13 protein-coding genes are annotated in these 12,623 nt (G+C 72.8%); 8 read left to right on the forward strand and 5 right to left on the reverse strand.

Annotation, left to right across the window (positions count from 1 at the left end; genetic code table 11):
• Window positions 1-198: 198 nt before the first annotated feature.
• Window positions 199-2,220: a beta-galactosidase gene (locus E4U91_RS04045; RefSeq protein ID WP_137305258.1), complete on the reverse strand. Its 2,022-nt coding sequence runs from the start codon at window positions 2,218-2,220 to the stop codon at window positions 199-201.
• Window positions 2,221-2,450: 230 nt separating this feature from the next.
• Here E4U91_RS04045 and E4U91_RS04050 point away from each other — a divergent pair, with 230 nt between their 5' ends.
• From E4U91_RS04050 to E4U91_RS04075, 6 genes are all read left to right on the forward strand, one after another.
• The gene (locus tag E4U91_RS04050; RefSeq protein WP_137305259.1) at window positions 2,451-3,773 is read left to right on the forward strand and encodes an ABC transporter substrate-binding protein; all 1,323 of its coding nucleotides are present in this window, start codon (window positions 2,451-2,453) and stop codon (window positions 3,771-3,773) included.
• Window positions 3,770-4,693 (forward strand): carbohydrate ABC transporter permease, encoded by a 924-nt coding sequence (locus tag E4U91_RS04055; RefSeq protein ID WP_137305260.1) that lies wholly within the window; start codon window positions 3,770-3,772, stop codon window positions 4,691-4,693. Before E4U91_RS04050 ends, E4U91_RS04055 begins: the two co-directional genes overlap by 4 nt.
• The gene (locus E4U91_RS04060) at window positions 4,690-5,595 is read left to right on the forward strand and encodes a carbohydrate ABC transporter permease (protein ID WP_137305261.1); all 906 of its coding nucleotides are present in this window, start codon (window positions 4,690-4,692) and stop codon (window positions 5,593-5,595) included. The genes E4U91_RS04055 and E4U91_RS04060 overlap by 4 nt, the downstream gene beginning before the upstream one ends.
• The gene (locus tag E4U91_RS04065; protein WP_137305262.1) at window positions 5,592-6,623 is read left to right on the forward strand and encodes a LacI family DNA-binding transcriptional regulator; all 1,032 of its coding nucleotides are present in this window, start codon (window positions 5,592-5,594) and stop codon (window positions 6,621-6,623) included. Before E4U91_RS04060 ends, E4U91_RS04065 begins: the two co-directional genes overlap by 4 nt.
• Window positions 6,624-6,757: 134 nt before the next feature.
• On the forward strand, window positions 6,758-7,111 hold the full coding sequence (locus E4U91_RS04070) for a VOC family protein (protein WP_137305263.1): 354 nt from the start codon (window positions 6,758-6,760) through the stop codon (window positions 7,109-7,111).
• 87 nt (window positions 7,112-7,198) lie between these two features.
• The gene (locus E4U91_RS04075; RefSeq protein ID WP_137305264.1) at window positions 7,199-7,603 is read left to right on the forward strand and encodes a MarR family winged helix-turn-helix transcriptional regulator; all 405 of its coding nucleotides are present in this window, start codon (window positions 7,199-7,201) and stop codon (window positions 7,601-7,603) included.
• An 18-nt stretch (window positions 7,604-7,621) separates the two neighbouring features.
• Here E4U91_RS04075 and E4U91_RS04080 read toward each other — a convergent pair whose 3' ends face one another.
• The 3 genes from E4U91_RS04080 to E4U91_RS04090 form a co-directional block, all read right to left on the reverse strand.
• Entirely contained in the window at window positions 7,622-8,014 is a 393-nt protein-coding gene (locus tag E4U91_RS04080; RefSeq protein WP_137305265.1) for an SseB family protein, read from the reverse strand.
• 97 nt (window positions 8,015-8,111) lie between these two features.
• Window positions 8,112-8,705: an isochorismatase family protein gene (locus tag E4U91_RS04085; protein ID WP_338326661.1), complete on the reverse strand. Its 594-nt coding sequence runs from the start codon at window positions 8,703-8,705 to the stop codon at window positions 8,112-8,114.
• Complete coding sequence (locus E4U91_RS04090) at window positions 8,702-10,231, reverse strand: purine-cytosine permease family protein (protein WP_137305266.1); 1,530 nt, start codon at window positions 10,229-10,231, stop codon at window positions 8,702-8,704. Before E4U91_RS04090 ends, E4U91_RS04085 begins: the two co-directional genes overlap by 4 nt.
• 125 nt (window positions 10,232-10,356) lie before the next feature.
• Between E4U91_RS04090 and E4U91_RS04095 the strand changes: the two genes are divergently transcribed.
• On the forward strand, window positions 10,357-10,671 hold the full coding sequence (locus E4U91_RS04095) for a helix-turn-helix domain-containing protein (protein WP_206666901.1): 315 nt from the start codon (window positions 10,357-10,359) through the stop codon (window positions 10,669-10,671).
• Between the two features lie 37 nt (window positions 10,672-10,708).
• On the opposite strand, the gene E4U91_RS04100 is transcribed toward E4U91_RS04095, so the two are convergent.
• Window positions 10,709-11,497, reverse strand: a complete 789-nt coding sequence (locus E4U91_RS04100) for an IclR family transcriptional regulator (protein ID WP_137305268.1) — start codon at window positions 11,495-11,497, stop codon at window positions 10,709-10,711.
• 142 nt (window positions 11,498-11,639) lie between these two features.
• Here E4U91_RS04100 and E4U91_RS04105 point away from each other — a divergent pair, with 142 nt between their 5' ends.
• Window positions 11,640-12,533, forward strand: coding sequence for an AraC family transcriptional regulator (locus E4U91_RS04105; protein ID WP_137305269.1), 894 nt, complete (start codon window positions 11,640-11,642; stop codon window positions 12,531-12,533).
• Window positions 12,534-12,623: the final 90 nt, after the last annotated feature.

A 12,623-nucleotide genomic window follows, 5' to 3' on the forward strand; every position in this document is an offset into this window, starting at 1 on the left:
CCTTCGACGAAGTGGGGAGGGGGTTCCTCGTGGTCCCTCGTGGTCCCTAGTGGGGCGAGGGGGAGCCCCCCGGAGCCCCCTCCGCCCGCGGCTCGCGGCTCCACGGGCGGAGGGGAGTCGGTGTGGGCCCTGCCGTCCGGACCGCCCCGGCGGCGCACACGGCGCGTGCGTGCAGCGGGGCGGGCCCGGACCGGGACCTCAGCCGTCGAGTCGTACGACCCGGACGGCTCCCGCCGGAACCGCGAGGCGGCCGGCGGCGCGTTCGCCCGTCAGCAGTTCGGTGCCGGACGTCTCCAGCGGCACCTTGGCGTCGGTGGCGGTGTGGTTGAGGGCGAAGAGGTAGGTGCCGCCCGTCCCGGAGCGGCGCACGACCTCGACGTCCCGGGGCAGTTCGGCGCGCGGGGCGATGCCCGCGTCCTCGGCGGCCCGGCCGAGCACCGCGTCCAGGCCTTCGTGGCCGAGGCGGGTGGACACGTACCAGGCGGTGCCGGCGCCGAGGCGGTGGCGGGTGACGGCCGGGCGGCCCGCGGTGAGTCCGTCGGCGTAGGACCACACGGGCTCGGCGCCGCGCGGCACGACGAACTCCGTCCACACGTCGCCGCTCAGGTCGGGGCCGTCAGGCCTGGTCAGGCGGACGGTCTCACCCGGGAGCAGGGGTGAGAACTCCTCGACGGTGAGGCCCAGGACGTCGCGCAGCGCGCCGGGGTGGGCGCCCGCGTGGACGGCGTCGTGCGCGTCGACGATGCCGGAGAAGTACGACACGACGAGTGTGCCGCCGCCCTCGACGTACCCGCGCAGGTTGGCCCCGGCCGCCTCCGTCATCAGGTACAGGGCGGGCACGACGACCAGCGGGTGACGGGACAGGTCGGCCTCGGGGTGGGCGAAGTCGACGGTGAGGTGGCGGTCGTAGAGCACCTCGTAGAAGGTGTCGGCGCGTTCGCGTGCGTCGTGGTCCTCGCTGGGGCGCCAGGCGAGGTTCTGCGCCCACCAGGAGTGCCAGTCCCACAGCACCGCCACGTCGGCCTCGGTGCGGGTGCCGCGGACGGGGGCCAACGCGTCGAGGGAGGCGCCGAGTTCGACGACCTCGCGCCACACGCGGGTGTCGGTGCCACCGTGCGGGAGCATCGCGGAGTGGAACTTCTCGGCGCCGCGCCGGGACTGGCGCCACTGGAAGAACATCGCGCCCTCGGAGCCGCGGGCGACGTGCGCGAGGGAGTTGCGGGCCATCTGGCCGGGGGCCTTGGCGGGGTTGCGCGGCTGCCAGTTGACGCCCGAGGTGGAGTGCTCCAGCAGGATCCAGGGCGCTCCCCCGGCGACCGAGCGGGTGAGGTCCGCGGCCATCGCCAGGTTGACGTGGGTGCGGCGGCCGTCGGTGATCAGGTAGTGGTCGTTGGTGACGAGGTCGACCTCGCGGCCCCAGGCCCAGTAGTCGACCGAGTCGCACTGGCTGAGCGCGGTCATGAAGTTGGTGGTGACCGGCACGCCCGGGGACAGCCGGTGCAGGACGTCCCGCTCCATGACGAAGTTCTCGCGCATGGTGGCGTCGGCGAAGCGGCGGTAGTCCAGCGCCTGGGCCGGGTTGCCGACGGTGGGCGTGGCGCGCGGCGGGTTGATCTGCTCCAGGTCGGTGTAGTGCTGGCCCCAGAAGGCGGTGCCCCAGGCCTCGTTGACCGCGTCGACCGTGCCGTGGACGGCGCGCAGCCAACGGCGGAAGTGGGCCGCGCAGGAGTCGCAGTAGCAGGCGGAGACGGGGACGCCGTACTCGTTGTGCACGTGCCACAGGGCGAGCGCCGGGTGGTCGCCGTAGCGCTCGGCGAGGCGGGTGGTGATGTGCGCGGCGGCGGCCCGGTAGTCGGCGTTGCTGTGGCAGATGGCGGCGCGGGAGCCGAACTCGTGGCGCACGCCCTGCTCGGTCACGGGCAGCGCCTCGGGGTGCGCGCGGTAGAACCAGGCGGGCGGGGCGGCGGTGGGCGTGCCCAGGTCGACGCGGACGCCGTGCTCGTGCAGCAGGTCGAGGACCCGGTCGAGCCAGCCGAAGTCGTACTCCCCCGGGGCGGGTTCCAGCAGGGCCCAGGAGAAGATCCCGACGCTCACCATCGTGACGCCGGCCTCCCGCATCAGCCGGACGTCCTCGCGCCAGACGTCCTCCGGCCACTGCTCGGGGTTGTAGTCCCCGCCGAAGGCGAGCCTGGTGAGGCCCCTGGGGGTGGTCTCCGGCATGGAATCTCTCCCGGGTGATCGATCGACTGGGAACGTGCACACACACAAAGGGTGGCGTGAGACCCACATAACCGCACAGCAACAACCATTGACAAGTGTCCGGGATGTTTCTCTACTGTGAACGCTCACAGACACCGGGGAGGTCCTCGCGACGGGCGGGGACCTGCCCTGATGTGTCCGCACGGCAGGTCCCCGCAGCGGGCGGGGACCCCGGTCAGGGGAGACAATCCATGCCCAACGCGAAGGGCCGCCGGCTCCACCGCTGCGCCGCCTCCACCGCCGCCCTCGTCCTCGGCGCCGGCGCACTCGCCGCCTGCGGCTCCTCCGACGACGCCGCCGGGTCCGGTCCGGTCTCGCTCACGTACTGGACCTGGACGCCCGGCATGGACAAGGTCGTCGACCTGTGGAACGAGGGCCCGGGGAAGAAGGACCGGATCACCGTCACGGTGAAGAAGCAGGCGTCCGGCGACACGCTGGTCACCAAGATCCTCACCGCGCACAAGGCGGGCAAGGCCCCGGACCTGGTGCAGGCGGAGTACCAGGCGCTGCCCACCCTGGTGAGCAACGACGCGCTGGCGGACATCTCCCGGGACGTCGGCGACGCCAAGGGCAAGTTCGCCGAGGGCGTCTGGCAGCAGACGACGCTCGGCACCGACGCGGTCTACGCGGTCCCCCAGGACATCGGCCCGATGATGTTCTACTACCGGGCCGACCTGTTCGAGAAGTACGGCCTGACCGTGCCGACCACCTGGGACGAGTTCGCCGCGACCGCGCGCAAGCTCAAGGAGGCGGCCCCGGACGTCGACCTGACCACGTTCTCGGCCAACGACTCGGGGCTGTTCGCGGGCCTCGCCCAGCAGGCCGGCGCCCGCTGGTGGACCACCTCGGGCGACACCTGGAAGGTCGCCGTCGACGACGCGGCCACCCGCAAGGTCGCCGACTTCTGGGGCGGCCTGGTCAAGGAGGGGGCCGTCGACAACCAGCCGATGTACACGCCGGCCTGGAACAAGGCGCTGAACACCGGCCAGCAGATCGCCTGGGTCAGCGCGGTGTGGGCACCCGGCACCCTGACCACGGCCGCGCCCGACACCGAGGGCAAGTGGGCCATGGCCCCGCTCCCCCAGTGGTCCAAGGGCGAGGACGTCACGGGCAGTTGGGGCGGGTCCTCCACCGCCGTGACGACCGACTCCCGGCACCAGGACGCCGCCGCGAAGTTCGCCGCCTGGCTGAACACCGACGGCGACGCCCTCAACGCCCTCGCCAAGGAGGGCGGCATCTATCCGGCCTCGACGTCCGCCCAGCTCAGCGGTGCCTTCACCACGCCGCCGGCCTACTTCGCCGACCAGCCCGACTTCTACACCCTCGCCGCGCGGATCGCGAAGACCACGGCCCCCTCCGCCTGGGGCCCGAACGTGAACGTCGCCTACACGTCCTTCAAGGACGCCTTCGGCGCCGCCGCGAAGAACAAGTCGGACTTCGGCGCCGCCCTGAGGACCGTGCAGGCGGACACCGTCGCCGACATGAAGAAGCAGGGCTTCGAGGTCGCGCAGTGACAGCGCCGGACCGCCGGACGTCGTACGGGGTCAGGGCGGCCCCGTACGGCTTCCTCCTCCCGGCGGCGATCCTGTTCGCACTGTTCTTCGCGCTGCCCATCGGCTACGCGGTCTGGCTCAGCCTCCACAAGGTGCACGTCTCCGGGCTCGGCCTCGGTTCGGGCGCCCGCAAGGAGGTGTGGGCCGGCCTGGAGAACTACACCGACGCCCTCGGCGACGGCGAACTGGCCGACGGCGCGCTGCGCGTGCTGGCCTACGGCTGCCTCGTCGTGCCGGTGATGCTGGGCCTGGCGCTGCTGTTCGCCCTGCTGCTCGACACCGAGAGGGTGCGGCTCGCCCCCTTCACCCGGCTCGCGATCTTCCTGCCCTACGCCGTCCCCGGTGTGGTCGCCGCGCTGCTGTGGGGCTTCCTGTACCTGCCCGACGTCAGTCCCTTCTACTACGTCCTGGACAAGGTGGGCCTGCCGCAGCCCGGCCTGCTGGACGGCGGACCGCTGTACCTGGCGCTCGCGAACATCGCGGTGTGGGGCGGCACCGGCTTCAACATGATCGTCATCTACACCTCGCTGCAGGCGATCCCGGCCGAGGTGTACGAGGCGGCGAAGCTGGACGGCGCGACTCCGCTGCAGATCGCGCTGCGGGTCAAGATCCCGATGGTGGTGCCGTCGCTGGTGCTGACCTTCTTCTTCTCGATCATCGCCACCCTCCAGGTGTTCAGCGAGCCGACCACCCTCAAGCCCCTCACCAACTCCGTGTCCACGACGTGGAGTCCGCTGATGAAGGTGTACCGGGACGCATTCGGGTCCGGTGACATCCACCAGGCGGCCGCCGAGGCCGTGGTCATCGCCCTCGTCACGCTCGTGCTGTCCTTCGGGTTCCTGCGGGCCGCGAACCGGCGTCAGAAGCAGGAGGCACGATGAGTTCCCTCGCCGTCCGTGAGGCCCCGTCGGTGGCGGGCGCCACCGGCACCGCCCGGCCCGGCCCGCGCCGGCGCCGCCGGATCGCGTGGATCCCCACGCTGACCCTGCTGATCGGCGCGCTCTACACCCTGCTCCCGGTGGCCTGGGTGGTGATCGCGTCCACCAAGTCGGGCCGGGAGCTGTTCTCCACCTTCACGTTCCTGCCGGGCACCGGCTTCGCGGACAACCTCAGCGACCTCACCTCCTACCGCGACGGCGTCTACTGGACCTGGATGGGCAACTCCGCGCTGTACGCCGGGCTCGGTGCCCTGCTGTCCACGGTGGTGTCGTCGTTCAGCGGGTACGCGCTCGCGACGTACCGTTTCCGGGGCCGCGAGACGGTGTTCAACGTGCTGCTGGCGGGCGTGCTGATGCCCCCGGTGATCCTCGCCGTCCCGCAGTACCTGCTGCTCGCCCAGGCGAATCTCACCGACTCCTACTGGTCCGTGCTGCTGCCGCAGCTGCTGTCCCCGTACGGCGTGTACCTCGCGCGCATCTACGCGGCGGCCGCGGTGCCGGCCGACGTGGTCGAGGCGGGGCGGATGGACGGGGCGAGCGAGTGGCGGATCTTCACCCGGATCGCGCTGCCGATGATGGTGCCGGGCCTGGTGACGGTGTTCCTGTTCCAGTTCGTGGCGGTGTGGAACAACTTCCTGCTGCCCTACATCATGCTCAGCGACGACGAGAAGTTCCCCATCACGCTCGGTCTGTACACGCTCCTGGAGCAGGGCGCCAACAGCCCGGCGCTGTACACCCTGGTGATCACCGGGGCGTTCCTGGCGGTCCTGCCGCTGGTGGTGCTCTTCCTGGTGGTCCAGCGCTTCTGGAGCCTGGATCTGCTGTCCGGGGCCGTAAAGTCATGACCATGAGCAACACGGGGGGCCGGCGCCGGCCACCGACGATCCACGACGTGGCGCGCGAGGCGGGGGTCTCGCGCGGCACCGTCTCGCGGGTGCTCAACGGCGGCCACTACGTCAGTCCGGCGGCCCAGGAGGCGGTCGACGCCGCGATCCGCAGGACCGGCTACGTCGTCAACCGGCACGCCCGCTCGCTGATCACGGGCCGCTCCGACTCGGTCGGCTTCCTGCTGACCGAGCCGCAGGAGCGGTTCTTCGAGGACCCCAACTTCAACGTCCTGCTGAGCGGTTGCACCCAGGCACTGGCGGCGCACGACATCCCGCTGCTGCTGATGCTGGCGGGCACGAAGGACGAACGGCGGCGCATCACGCGGTACATCACGGCCGGCCACGTCGACGGGGTGCTGCTGGTCTCCAGCCACTCCGGCGACCCGGTCGCCGAGGAACTGCGCGGGGCGGGGGTGCCGCTGGTGCAGTGCGGCAAGCCCATGGGGCTGCGCAGCAAGGTGAGTTACGTGGCGGCGGACGACCGCGACGGCGCCCGGGACATGGTGCGCCACCTGCTGTCGCTGGGCCGGCGCCGGATCGGCGTGGTGAACGGGCCGCTGGACACCCCGGGCGGTGTGGACCGGCTGGCCGGGTACCAGGAGGTGCTCACCGAGGCGGGCCTCCCGGTCGACGAGCGGCTCGTCGTCACCGGCGACTACAGCCGGGCCAGCGGTGAGGCGGGTACCGAGCGGCTGCTGGCGCGGGCGCCGGACCTGGACGCGCTGTTCGTGGCGTCCGACCTGATGGCCCAGGGTGCCCTGACGGCGCTGCGCCGGGCGGGCCGCCGGGTGCCCGAGGACGTGTCGGTGGGCGGCTTCGACGACTCCACGGCGGCGACGGAGGCGGTCCCCGCCCTGACGACGGTCCGCCAGCCTTACGACCGGATCAGCGCGGAGATGGTGCGGCTGCTGCTGGCGCAGATCGCGGGCGAGGAGCCGGCGGCGGTGATCCTGCCGACGGAGCTGGTCCTGCGCGACTCGACCTGAGCCGCGGCCGCCGGCGCCCGTGCCCGTGCCGGGCAAGCGGTCAGGATCGGAGAAGCGGGGCGGGGGGTGCTCTGCCTAGCGTGGGGACCACCGGCCGCCGCGGCCGGTTCCCCGCAGGGACGAAGGAGCACGCCATGACCACCACCGGCGTCCAGACGATCATCTACCCCGTCAAGGACCGCGACCGCGCCCGGGAGCTGTTCCGTGCGCTGCTCGGCGTCGAGCCGTACGCCGACGAGCCGTACTACGTCGGCTTCAAGGCCGCCGGGCAGGACGTGGGCCTCGACCCCCACGGGCACGCCAAGGGCATGACGGGCCCGGTCCCCTACTGGCACGTCACCGACCTCAGGGACCGCCTGGCGGCGCTGCTGGAGGGCGGCGCCGAGCTGCTGCAGGACGCCCAGGACGTGGGCAACGGCCGGCTGATCGCGTCGGTGAAGGACACCGACGGCAACCTGATCGGGCTGCTCCAGGACCCGGTCGCCTGAGCCGGGCGGAACCGGTCCTTCAGTTGTCCCGCACCCACACTAGTTGCACACGCAACAAATGCCCGGAACGGTGTTACCGTCGGGTGTATGGGAGCAACGACGGCCGGGGCGGGCCTCGAGGAACAGTGGCGGGACATCCTGTCGGTGCACGCGCGCACGATGTGCGAGATCGACCGCGTACTGCACCCGCACGGCCTGGGGGCGAGCGACTTCGAGGTGCTCGACATCCTCGCCTCCGAGACGCCCCGCGAGGGCGACCAGTGCCGGGTGCAGAACCTGGTCGGGCGGGTGCACCTCAGCCAGAGCGCGCTGTCCCGGCTGATCGGCCGGCTGGAGAAGGAGGGCCTGGTCGAGCGCTCGGTGTGCGCGGAGGACCGGCGCGGGGTGTGGGTCGCCCTCACCCGCAGGGGCCGCGAGCTGCACGACGAGGTGCTGCCCCTGCAGCGGGGCGTCCTGGAACGCACGCTGCGGGAGCGGCCCCCGGGGCTCTGACGGGCCGCTCGCGCAGGGTCAGCGGACCAGGAGGGTGCGCACTCCCTCCGAGGTGAGGGTCAGCCCGTGGTCGCCGGCCGCGTCTATGGTGAGCGACAGCTCGCCCTCGGGCCACTGCTCGGCGAGGGCGCCCAGCGGGATCAGCCGGTAGCGGGAGACGTAGGGCAGCAGCTCGGTCATCTCCCCCTCGGAGGTGAAGACCGGCACCACGGGTGCGCTGCCGGGCTGCTCCAGCACCGGCAGGGCGACCGCGGTCGGGTCGGAGGCGTCCTCGTCGGTGGTGTCGTCGGGCACCGGCACCAGCACCTCGCTGTGGGCGAGCGTGTCCAGTGCGGTGGGGTCCTCGGCGTCCTTGGCCAGCGCGTCCAGCGCCCGCCGGGCGGGGGAAAAGTTGTTGGCGGGTGTGTCCATGGCAGGTCTTCCTGGTGGAGGCGGTCCTGCGGCCGGGTCCGGAACCAGGCCGTCCGGATGTCATCCGGCCTCGCGTACCCGGGACGGCACGGATCATTCAGGAGCGCGGCCGCCGATCCCCCGCACACCCGGTCGGCCGGTCGGCTCCGGCCAGCAGCTCCGCCACGTCGGTGACCCGGACCAGCGGACGGTACAGGTCCATCACCTCCAGCGCCCGGGCGTGCGAGGCGTCGTCCGCGCCGGCGCAGGCGTCCGCGGCCACCAGGACCTCGACGCCCGCGTCGGCGGCCGCCAGCGCCGTGGACAGCACGCAGCAGTCGGTGCTGACCCCGGCGAGCACCAGCCGCTGTCCCGGGACCACCCGCTCGGCGAGCGGCGGGCCCCACTTGCCGAAGGCCGACGCGTCCAGCACGTCCCGGGCCACGGCGGCGAACTCGTCCGTGAGCCGCCACAGGGGCGCGTCCGGCGGCTGCCGGGCGAACGCCCACCGGGCGTAGTAGGCGCGCCAGGCCCCGGTGGGCTCGGCCGGGGCCAGGAAGCGGGTGAAGGTGACCCGGTCGGCGAATGCCGGCAGCAGCCGTCGTACGCCCGCCGCCGCCTCCGCGTAACGGGGGGCCGCCCAGGGGCTCGCCGGGTCGGCGAAGACGTGCTGCATGTCGATGACGGCCAGGTGGGCCGGGGCGCCGGTCACACGGACACCTCCCTCGCGCCCTGCGCCTCCTGGGCGCGCACCCGGTGCCGGCCCAGGGCCAGGGTGCCGAGGAAGCCGAGGGCCAGGGCGGCGAGGACGCCGAGGTTGGCGTAGGCCCAGGAGCCGTCCCTGCCGCCGAGGCCGAGGGGGCCGAGCAGGTAGCCCTGCCAGGTCAGCCAGTCGGCGGAGGCGTTGGCGACCAGTCCCCAGCCGAGGGCGGTGGCGGCCAGGGTGAGCAGCAGCGGCAGGGCGGGGACGTCGCCGTAGCGGCCGCGGGGCCGGTAGAGGTCGGCCTCGTCGTAGTCGCGGCGGCGCAGGAGGAGGTCGGCGAGGACGATGCCGCACCAGGCGGCGACGGGCACGCCGAGGGTGGTCAGGAAGCCGGTGAACGGGCCGAGGAAGTCGTCGGCGACGAACACGATGTACAGCGATCCGGCGATCATCAGCACACCGTCGACCAGCGCGGCGAGCGGGCGCGGGACGCGCAGCCCCGCGGAGAGCAGGGCGAGGCCGGAGGAGTAGATGTCGAGGACCGCGCCGCCGACCAGGCCGAGCACGGCGACCACCGCGAACGGCACCAGGAACCAGGTCGGCAGGATCGTGGTGAGCGCGCCGACCGGGTCGGCCGCGACGGCCGTGGCGAGCTGTTCGGAGGAGCCCGCGAGCAGCAGGCCGAAGACGGTCAGCAGCAGCGGGGCGACGCTCGCGCCGAAGGTCGTCCAGCCGACCACGCCGGCCCCGGAGGCGGAGCGCGGCAGGTAACGGGAGTAGTCGGCGGCCGCGTTGACCCAGCCGAGGCCGAAGCCGGTCATCATGAACACCAGTGCGCCGACGAATTCCTGGGCGGAGCCGTCGGGGATCGCGGTGACCGCGCCGGTGTGGACGTGGTCGGCGACGAGGCCGACGTAGACGAGCGTCAGCACGCCGGTGACCACGGTGATGACCGTCTGCAGACGCATGATCAGGTCGAAGCCCATCACCCCGCCGACGACGGTGAGTGCGCCCACCACGACCAGCGCGGCGGCCTTCGTGCCGGTGCCGCCGCCCCAGCCGAGCCGGTCGAACACGGTGGCCGTGGCGAGCGAGGCGAGCGCGACGAGGACGGTCTCCCAGCCGACGGTGAGCATCCAGGAGAGCGCCGCGGGCAGCCGGTTGCCGCGCACGCCGTACGCGGCGCGGCTGAGGACCATCGTCGGTGCGGAGCCGCGCTTGCCCGCGACGGCGACGAGGCCGCAGAGCAGGAACGAGAAGACGATGCCGAGCACGGAGGCGAGCAGGGCCTGCCGGAAGGAGATGCCGAAGCCCAGGGCGAACGCGCCGTAACCGATGCCGAACACCGAGACGTTCGCCCCGAACCAGGGCCAGAACAGCGTGCGCGGGCCGCCCTTGCGCTCGCTCTCGGCGATGACGTCGAGGCCGTGGGTCTCCACCTGGAGCGCACGGTCCCGCGGCGGGGCGCCGGTGCGGCCGGCGGCCGGGCCCGGGGATCCGCCGTCGGGGTCCGTGGATCTGCCGGGGTCCGTCATCGTCGTCCGCCTGTCCTGTCCGGGTGAATACCGGGGCGCATGTGGTTACCCGGTCCACTCCTACCCGACCCGGTGCCCGGTGACCCCCTGTCCGGAGCGCCGGACCCACGACGAATGGAGTGTGCGTGGTGCGCAGGACGACGGACGGCGAGCTGATGGACCCGGCGGCGCTCGTGGCGCCACCGGACGACGCCGGCCCCGGGCACATCGACTGGACCGACCGGCACGAGCAGGTCCTCGGGGCGCTGACCGCCGCGGAGGAGGAACGGGGCGGTGAGGCCGTCCACTTGGAGGAGATCGCCCGGCGGGCGGGCCTCGCCGAGGACGCCACCCGCCGGCTGCTGCACGACCTGGTCCGGGTGCACCGCAGGGCCACGGAGCTGGCCGGCAGCGACCGCCCGGACCTGGGGCCCCGCTACGAGACGACGCCCCGCTTCTGACCGGGCGCGCCACGGCGGGGCCCGGTCACGGTGCCCGTCACGCGCCCAGCTCGGCCAGTCGGGCGCCCTCCGTCCGCATGGCACGGGAGATCATCGTGGCCGCCGCGTGGACGGGTCCGGCGACCTTGGCCGGCTGGACGAGGGGGACGGGGCCGATGACGCCGACCGCCGCGACCACCGCGCCCCGGGCATCCCGCACCGGGACGGCGAAGCCGCCGCGGCCCGGGGCGAACGCGCCGTGCACCAGCGCGCTGCCCTCCCGCCGCACCTTGGCGAGGCACCGGGTGAGCGTCGGGCCGTCGGTGACCGTCTTCGGGGTGTAGGCCCGCAACGGGCCCGCGCACACCTCGTGCTGCGCCAGTGAACCGGCGTGGGCCAGCAGGGTCAGGCCCAGGGCGGTGGCGTGCAGCGGCACCCGGCGCCCCGGAGCGTCGTAGGGGCCGGGGTCGGGGTCGCTGGAGACGAAGGTGAGGCACACGGCCTCGCGGCCGTCCCGGACGGCGACGGTCGCGACGCCCCCGGTCTGCCGTTGCAGGCCGATGAGGTAGGGCTGGGCCGTTTCGGCCAGCGTGGAGGCGCGCGGCGCGAGGACCGCCGTCTCCCACAGGCGCAGCCCGATGCTGTAGCCGCCCTCCGCGGATCTCTCCAGGGCGCCCCAGCCGTGGAGTTTGTTCACGATGCGGTGGACGGTGGCGACGGGCAGTCCCGAGCGCCTGCTGATGTCGCTGAGTGACAGGGTGCGGTTGTCCCGGTCGAAGGCGCCGAGGATGCTGAGCGTCCGGTCGACGACTGAGCGCTCCGGCGGGGCGGAGTGGGGAGTGGTCATCCCGTTCAGATTCCCTTCACCTTCACGTTCACAGTGGTGCTGTCAGGTGTGCGTGCTGCCTCCGGATTCGAGCTGTATTCGGGCGACCACCCCTATCATTGAAGCCTCAAGTGGCCAATGAAAGGTCGATTCCGGAACGCCCATGGTCGATTTCGCATCGTTACCCCTGCCCGTGTTCCCCTACGTCCCGGCCTGGCGTTCCGGTCTCGACCTCGCGATGACGACCCTGCGGGAGTTGCGCGACCAGGGTTCGGTGCCCTCCCTCGCCTCGCCCCACCGCCTCGACTTCCACCAGATCCTCGTGGTCACCTCGGGGTCCGGCAGCTTCGCCGTCGACTCCAGCCGCTTCGAGTGCCACCCCGGCACCCTGGTCTGGACCCGGCCCAACCAGGTGATCGAGTTCTCCCCCCGGACGGACATGGACGCCGACGTCATCATGTTCACCGAGACCTTCCCCCTGCACCTGAGCGCCCGCGTCGGCATGCTCGACGACGTGCTGCGCCCCACGCACTGGCAGCTCTACGGCTCCGAACTCCTCGCCTTCCGGCGGGTGGTGAGCCTGCTACGGGAGGAGTTCCAGCGGCCCGACCAGGGCCTGGGCGAGGAACTGCTCAAGCACCTGCTGGCCGTCGCCATGCTGCACATCGACCAGATGTGCCGCCGGCGCCACAAGGAGCCGGGCGCCGCCGTCAGCGGTGAACAGGGCGAGCTGTTCCTGAGGTTCCGCCGCGAACTCGACCGCTCCTACGCCGTCACCCGGCTCGTGGAGGACTACGCCGCCGCCCTCAACTGCAGTACGCGCGCCCTGTCCCGGGCCTGTCGCGCCGTCGCCGGCACCTCCGCCAAGGACGTGATCGACTCCCGGGTCGCCCTGGAGGCGCGCCGGCTGCTCGGTCACACCGACCTGCCCATCGGGGCGATAGCGCGGCGGCTGGGGTTCTCCGAGGTCACGAACTTCGGCAAGTTCTTCACCCGCCGGGTCAACATGACGCCGGGGGCCTTCCGGCGTGAGGCACGGGCAGCCCAGGCGCGGTAGCCGGGCGGGGACGGCCACGCCGTGGGGCGGGCGGCGGGCACGCCGTGGGGCGGTCGGCGGGCGAGCGGGACCCAGTCATCTGCCCTTCCT

The sequence above is a fragment of the Streptomyces lasalocidi genome, assembly GCF_005280215.1.
Classification (GTDB): domain Bacteria; phylum Actinomycetota; class Actinomycetes; order Streptomycetales; family Streptomycetaceae; genus Streptomyces; species Streptomyces longwoodensis.

Bases quoted from the DNA above. Each gene is read 5' to 3' on its own strand.
- E4U91_RS04050 (WP_137305259.1), top strand. From the start codon at position 2,451: ATGCCCAACGCGAAGGGCCGCCGGCTCCACCGCTGCGCCGCCTCCACC.
- E4U91_RS04080 (WP_137305265.1), bottom strand. From the start codon at position 8,014: ATGGACACACCCGCCAACAACTTTTCCCCCGCCCGGCGGGCGCTGGAC.
- E4U91_RS04060 (WP_137305261.1), top strand. From the start codon at position 4,690: ATGAGTTCCCTCGCCGTCCGTGAGGCCCCGTCGGTGGCGGGCGCCACC.
- E4U91_RS04045 (WP_137305258.1), bottom strand. From the start codon at position 2,220: ATGCCGGAGACCACCCCCAGGGGCCTCACCAGGCTCGCCTTCGGCGGG.
- E4U91_RS04065 (WP_137305262.1), top strand. From the start codon at position 5,592: ATGACCATGAGCAACACGGGGGGCCGGCGCCGGCCACCGACGATCCAC.
- E4U91_RS04105 (WP_137305269.1), top strand. From the start codon at position 11,640: ATGGTCGATTTCGCATCGTTACCCCTGCCCGTGTTCCCCTACGTCCCG.
- E4U91_RS04075 (WP_137305264.1), top strand. From the start codon at position 7,199: ATGGGAGCAACGACGGCCGGGGCGGGCCTCGAGGAACAGTGGCGGGAC.
- E4U91_RS04100 (WP_137305268.1), bottom strand. From the start codon at position 11,497: ATGACCACTCCCCACTCCGCCCCGCCGGAGCGCTCAGTCGTCGACCGG.
- E4U91_RS04070 (WP_137305263.1), top strand. From the start codon at position 6,758: ATGACCACCACCGGCGTCCAGACGATCATCTACCCCGTCAAGGACCGC.
- E4U91_RS04090 (WP_137305266.1), bottom strand. From the start codon at position 10,231: ATGACGGACCCCGGCAGATCCACGGACCCCGACGGCGGATCCCCGGGC.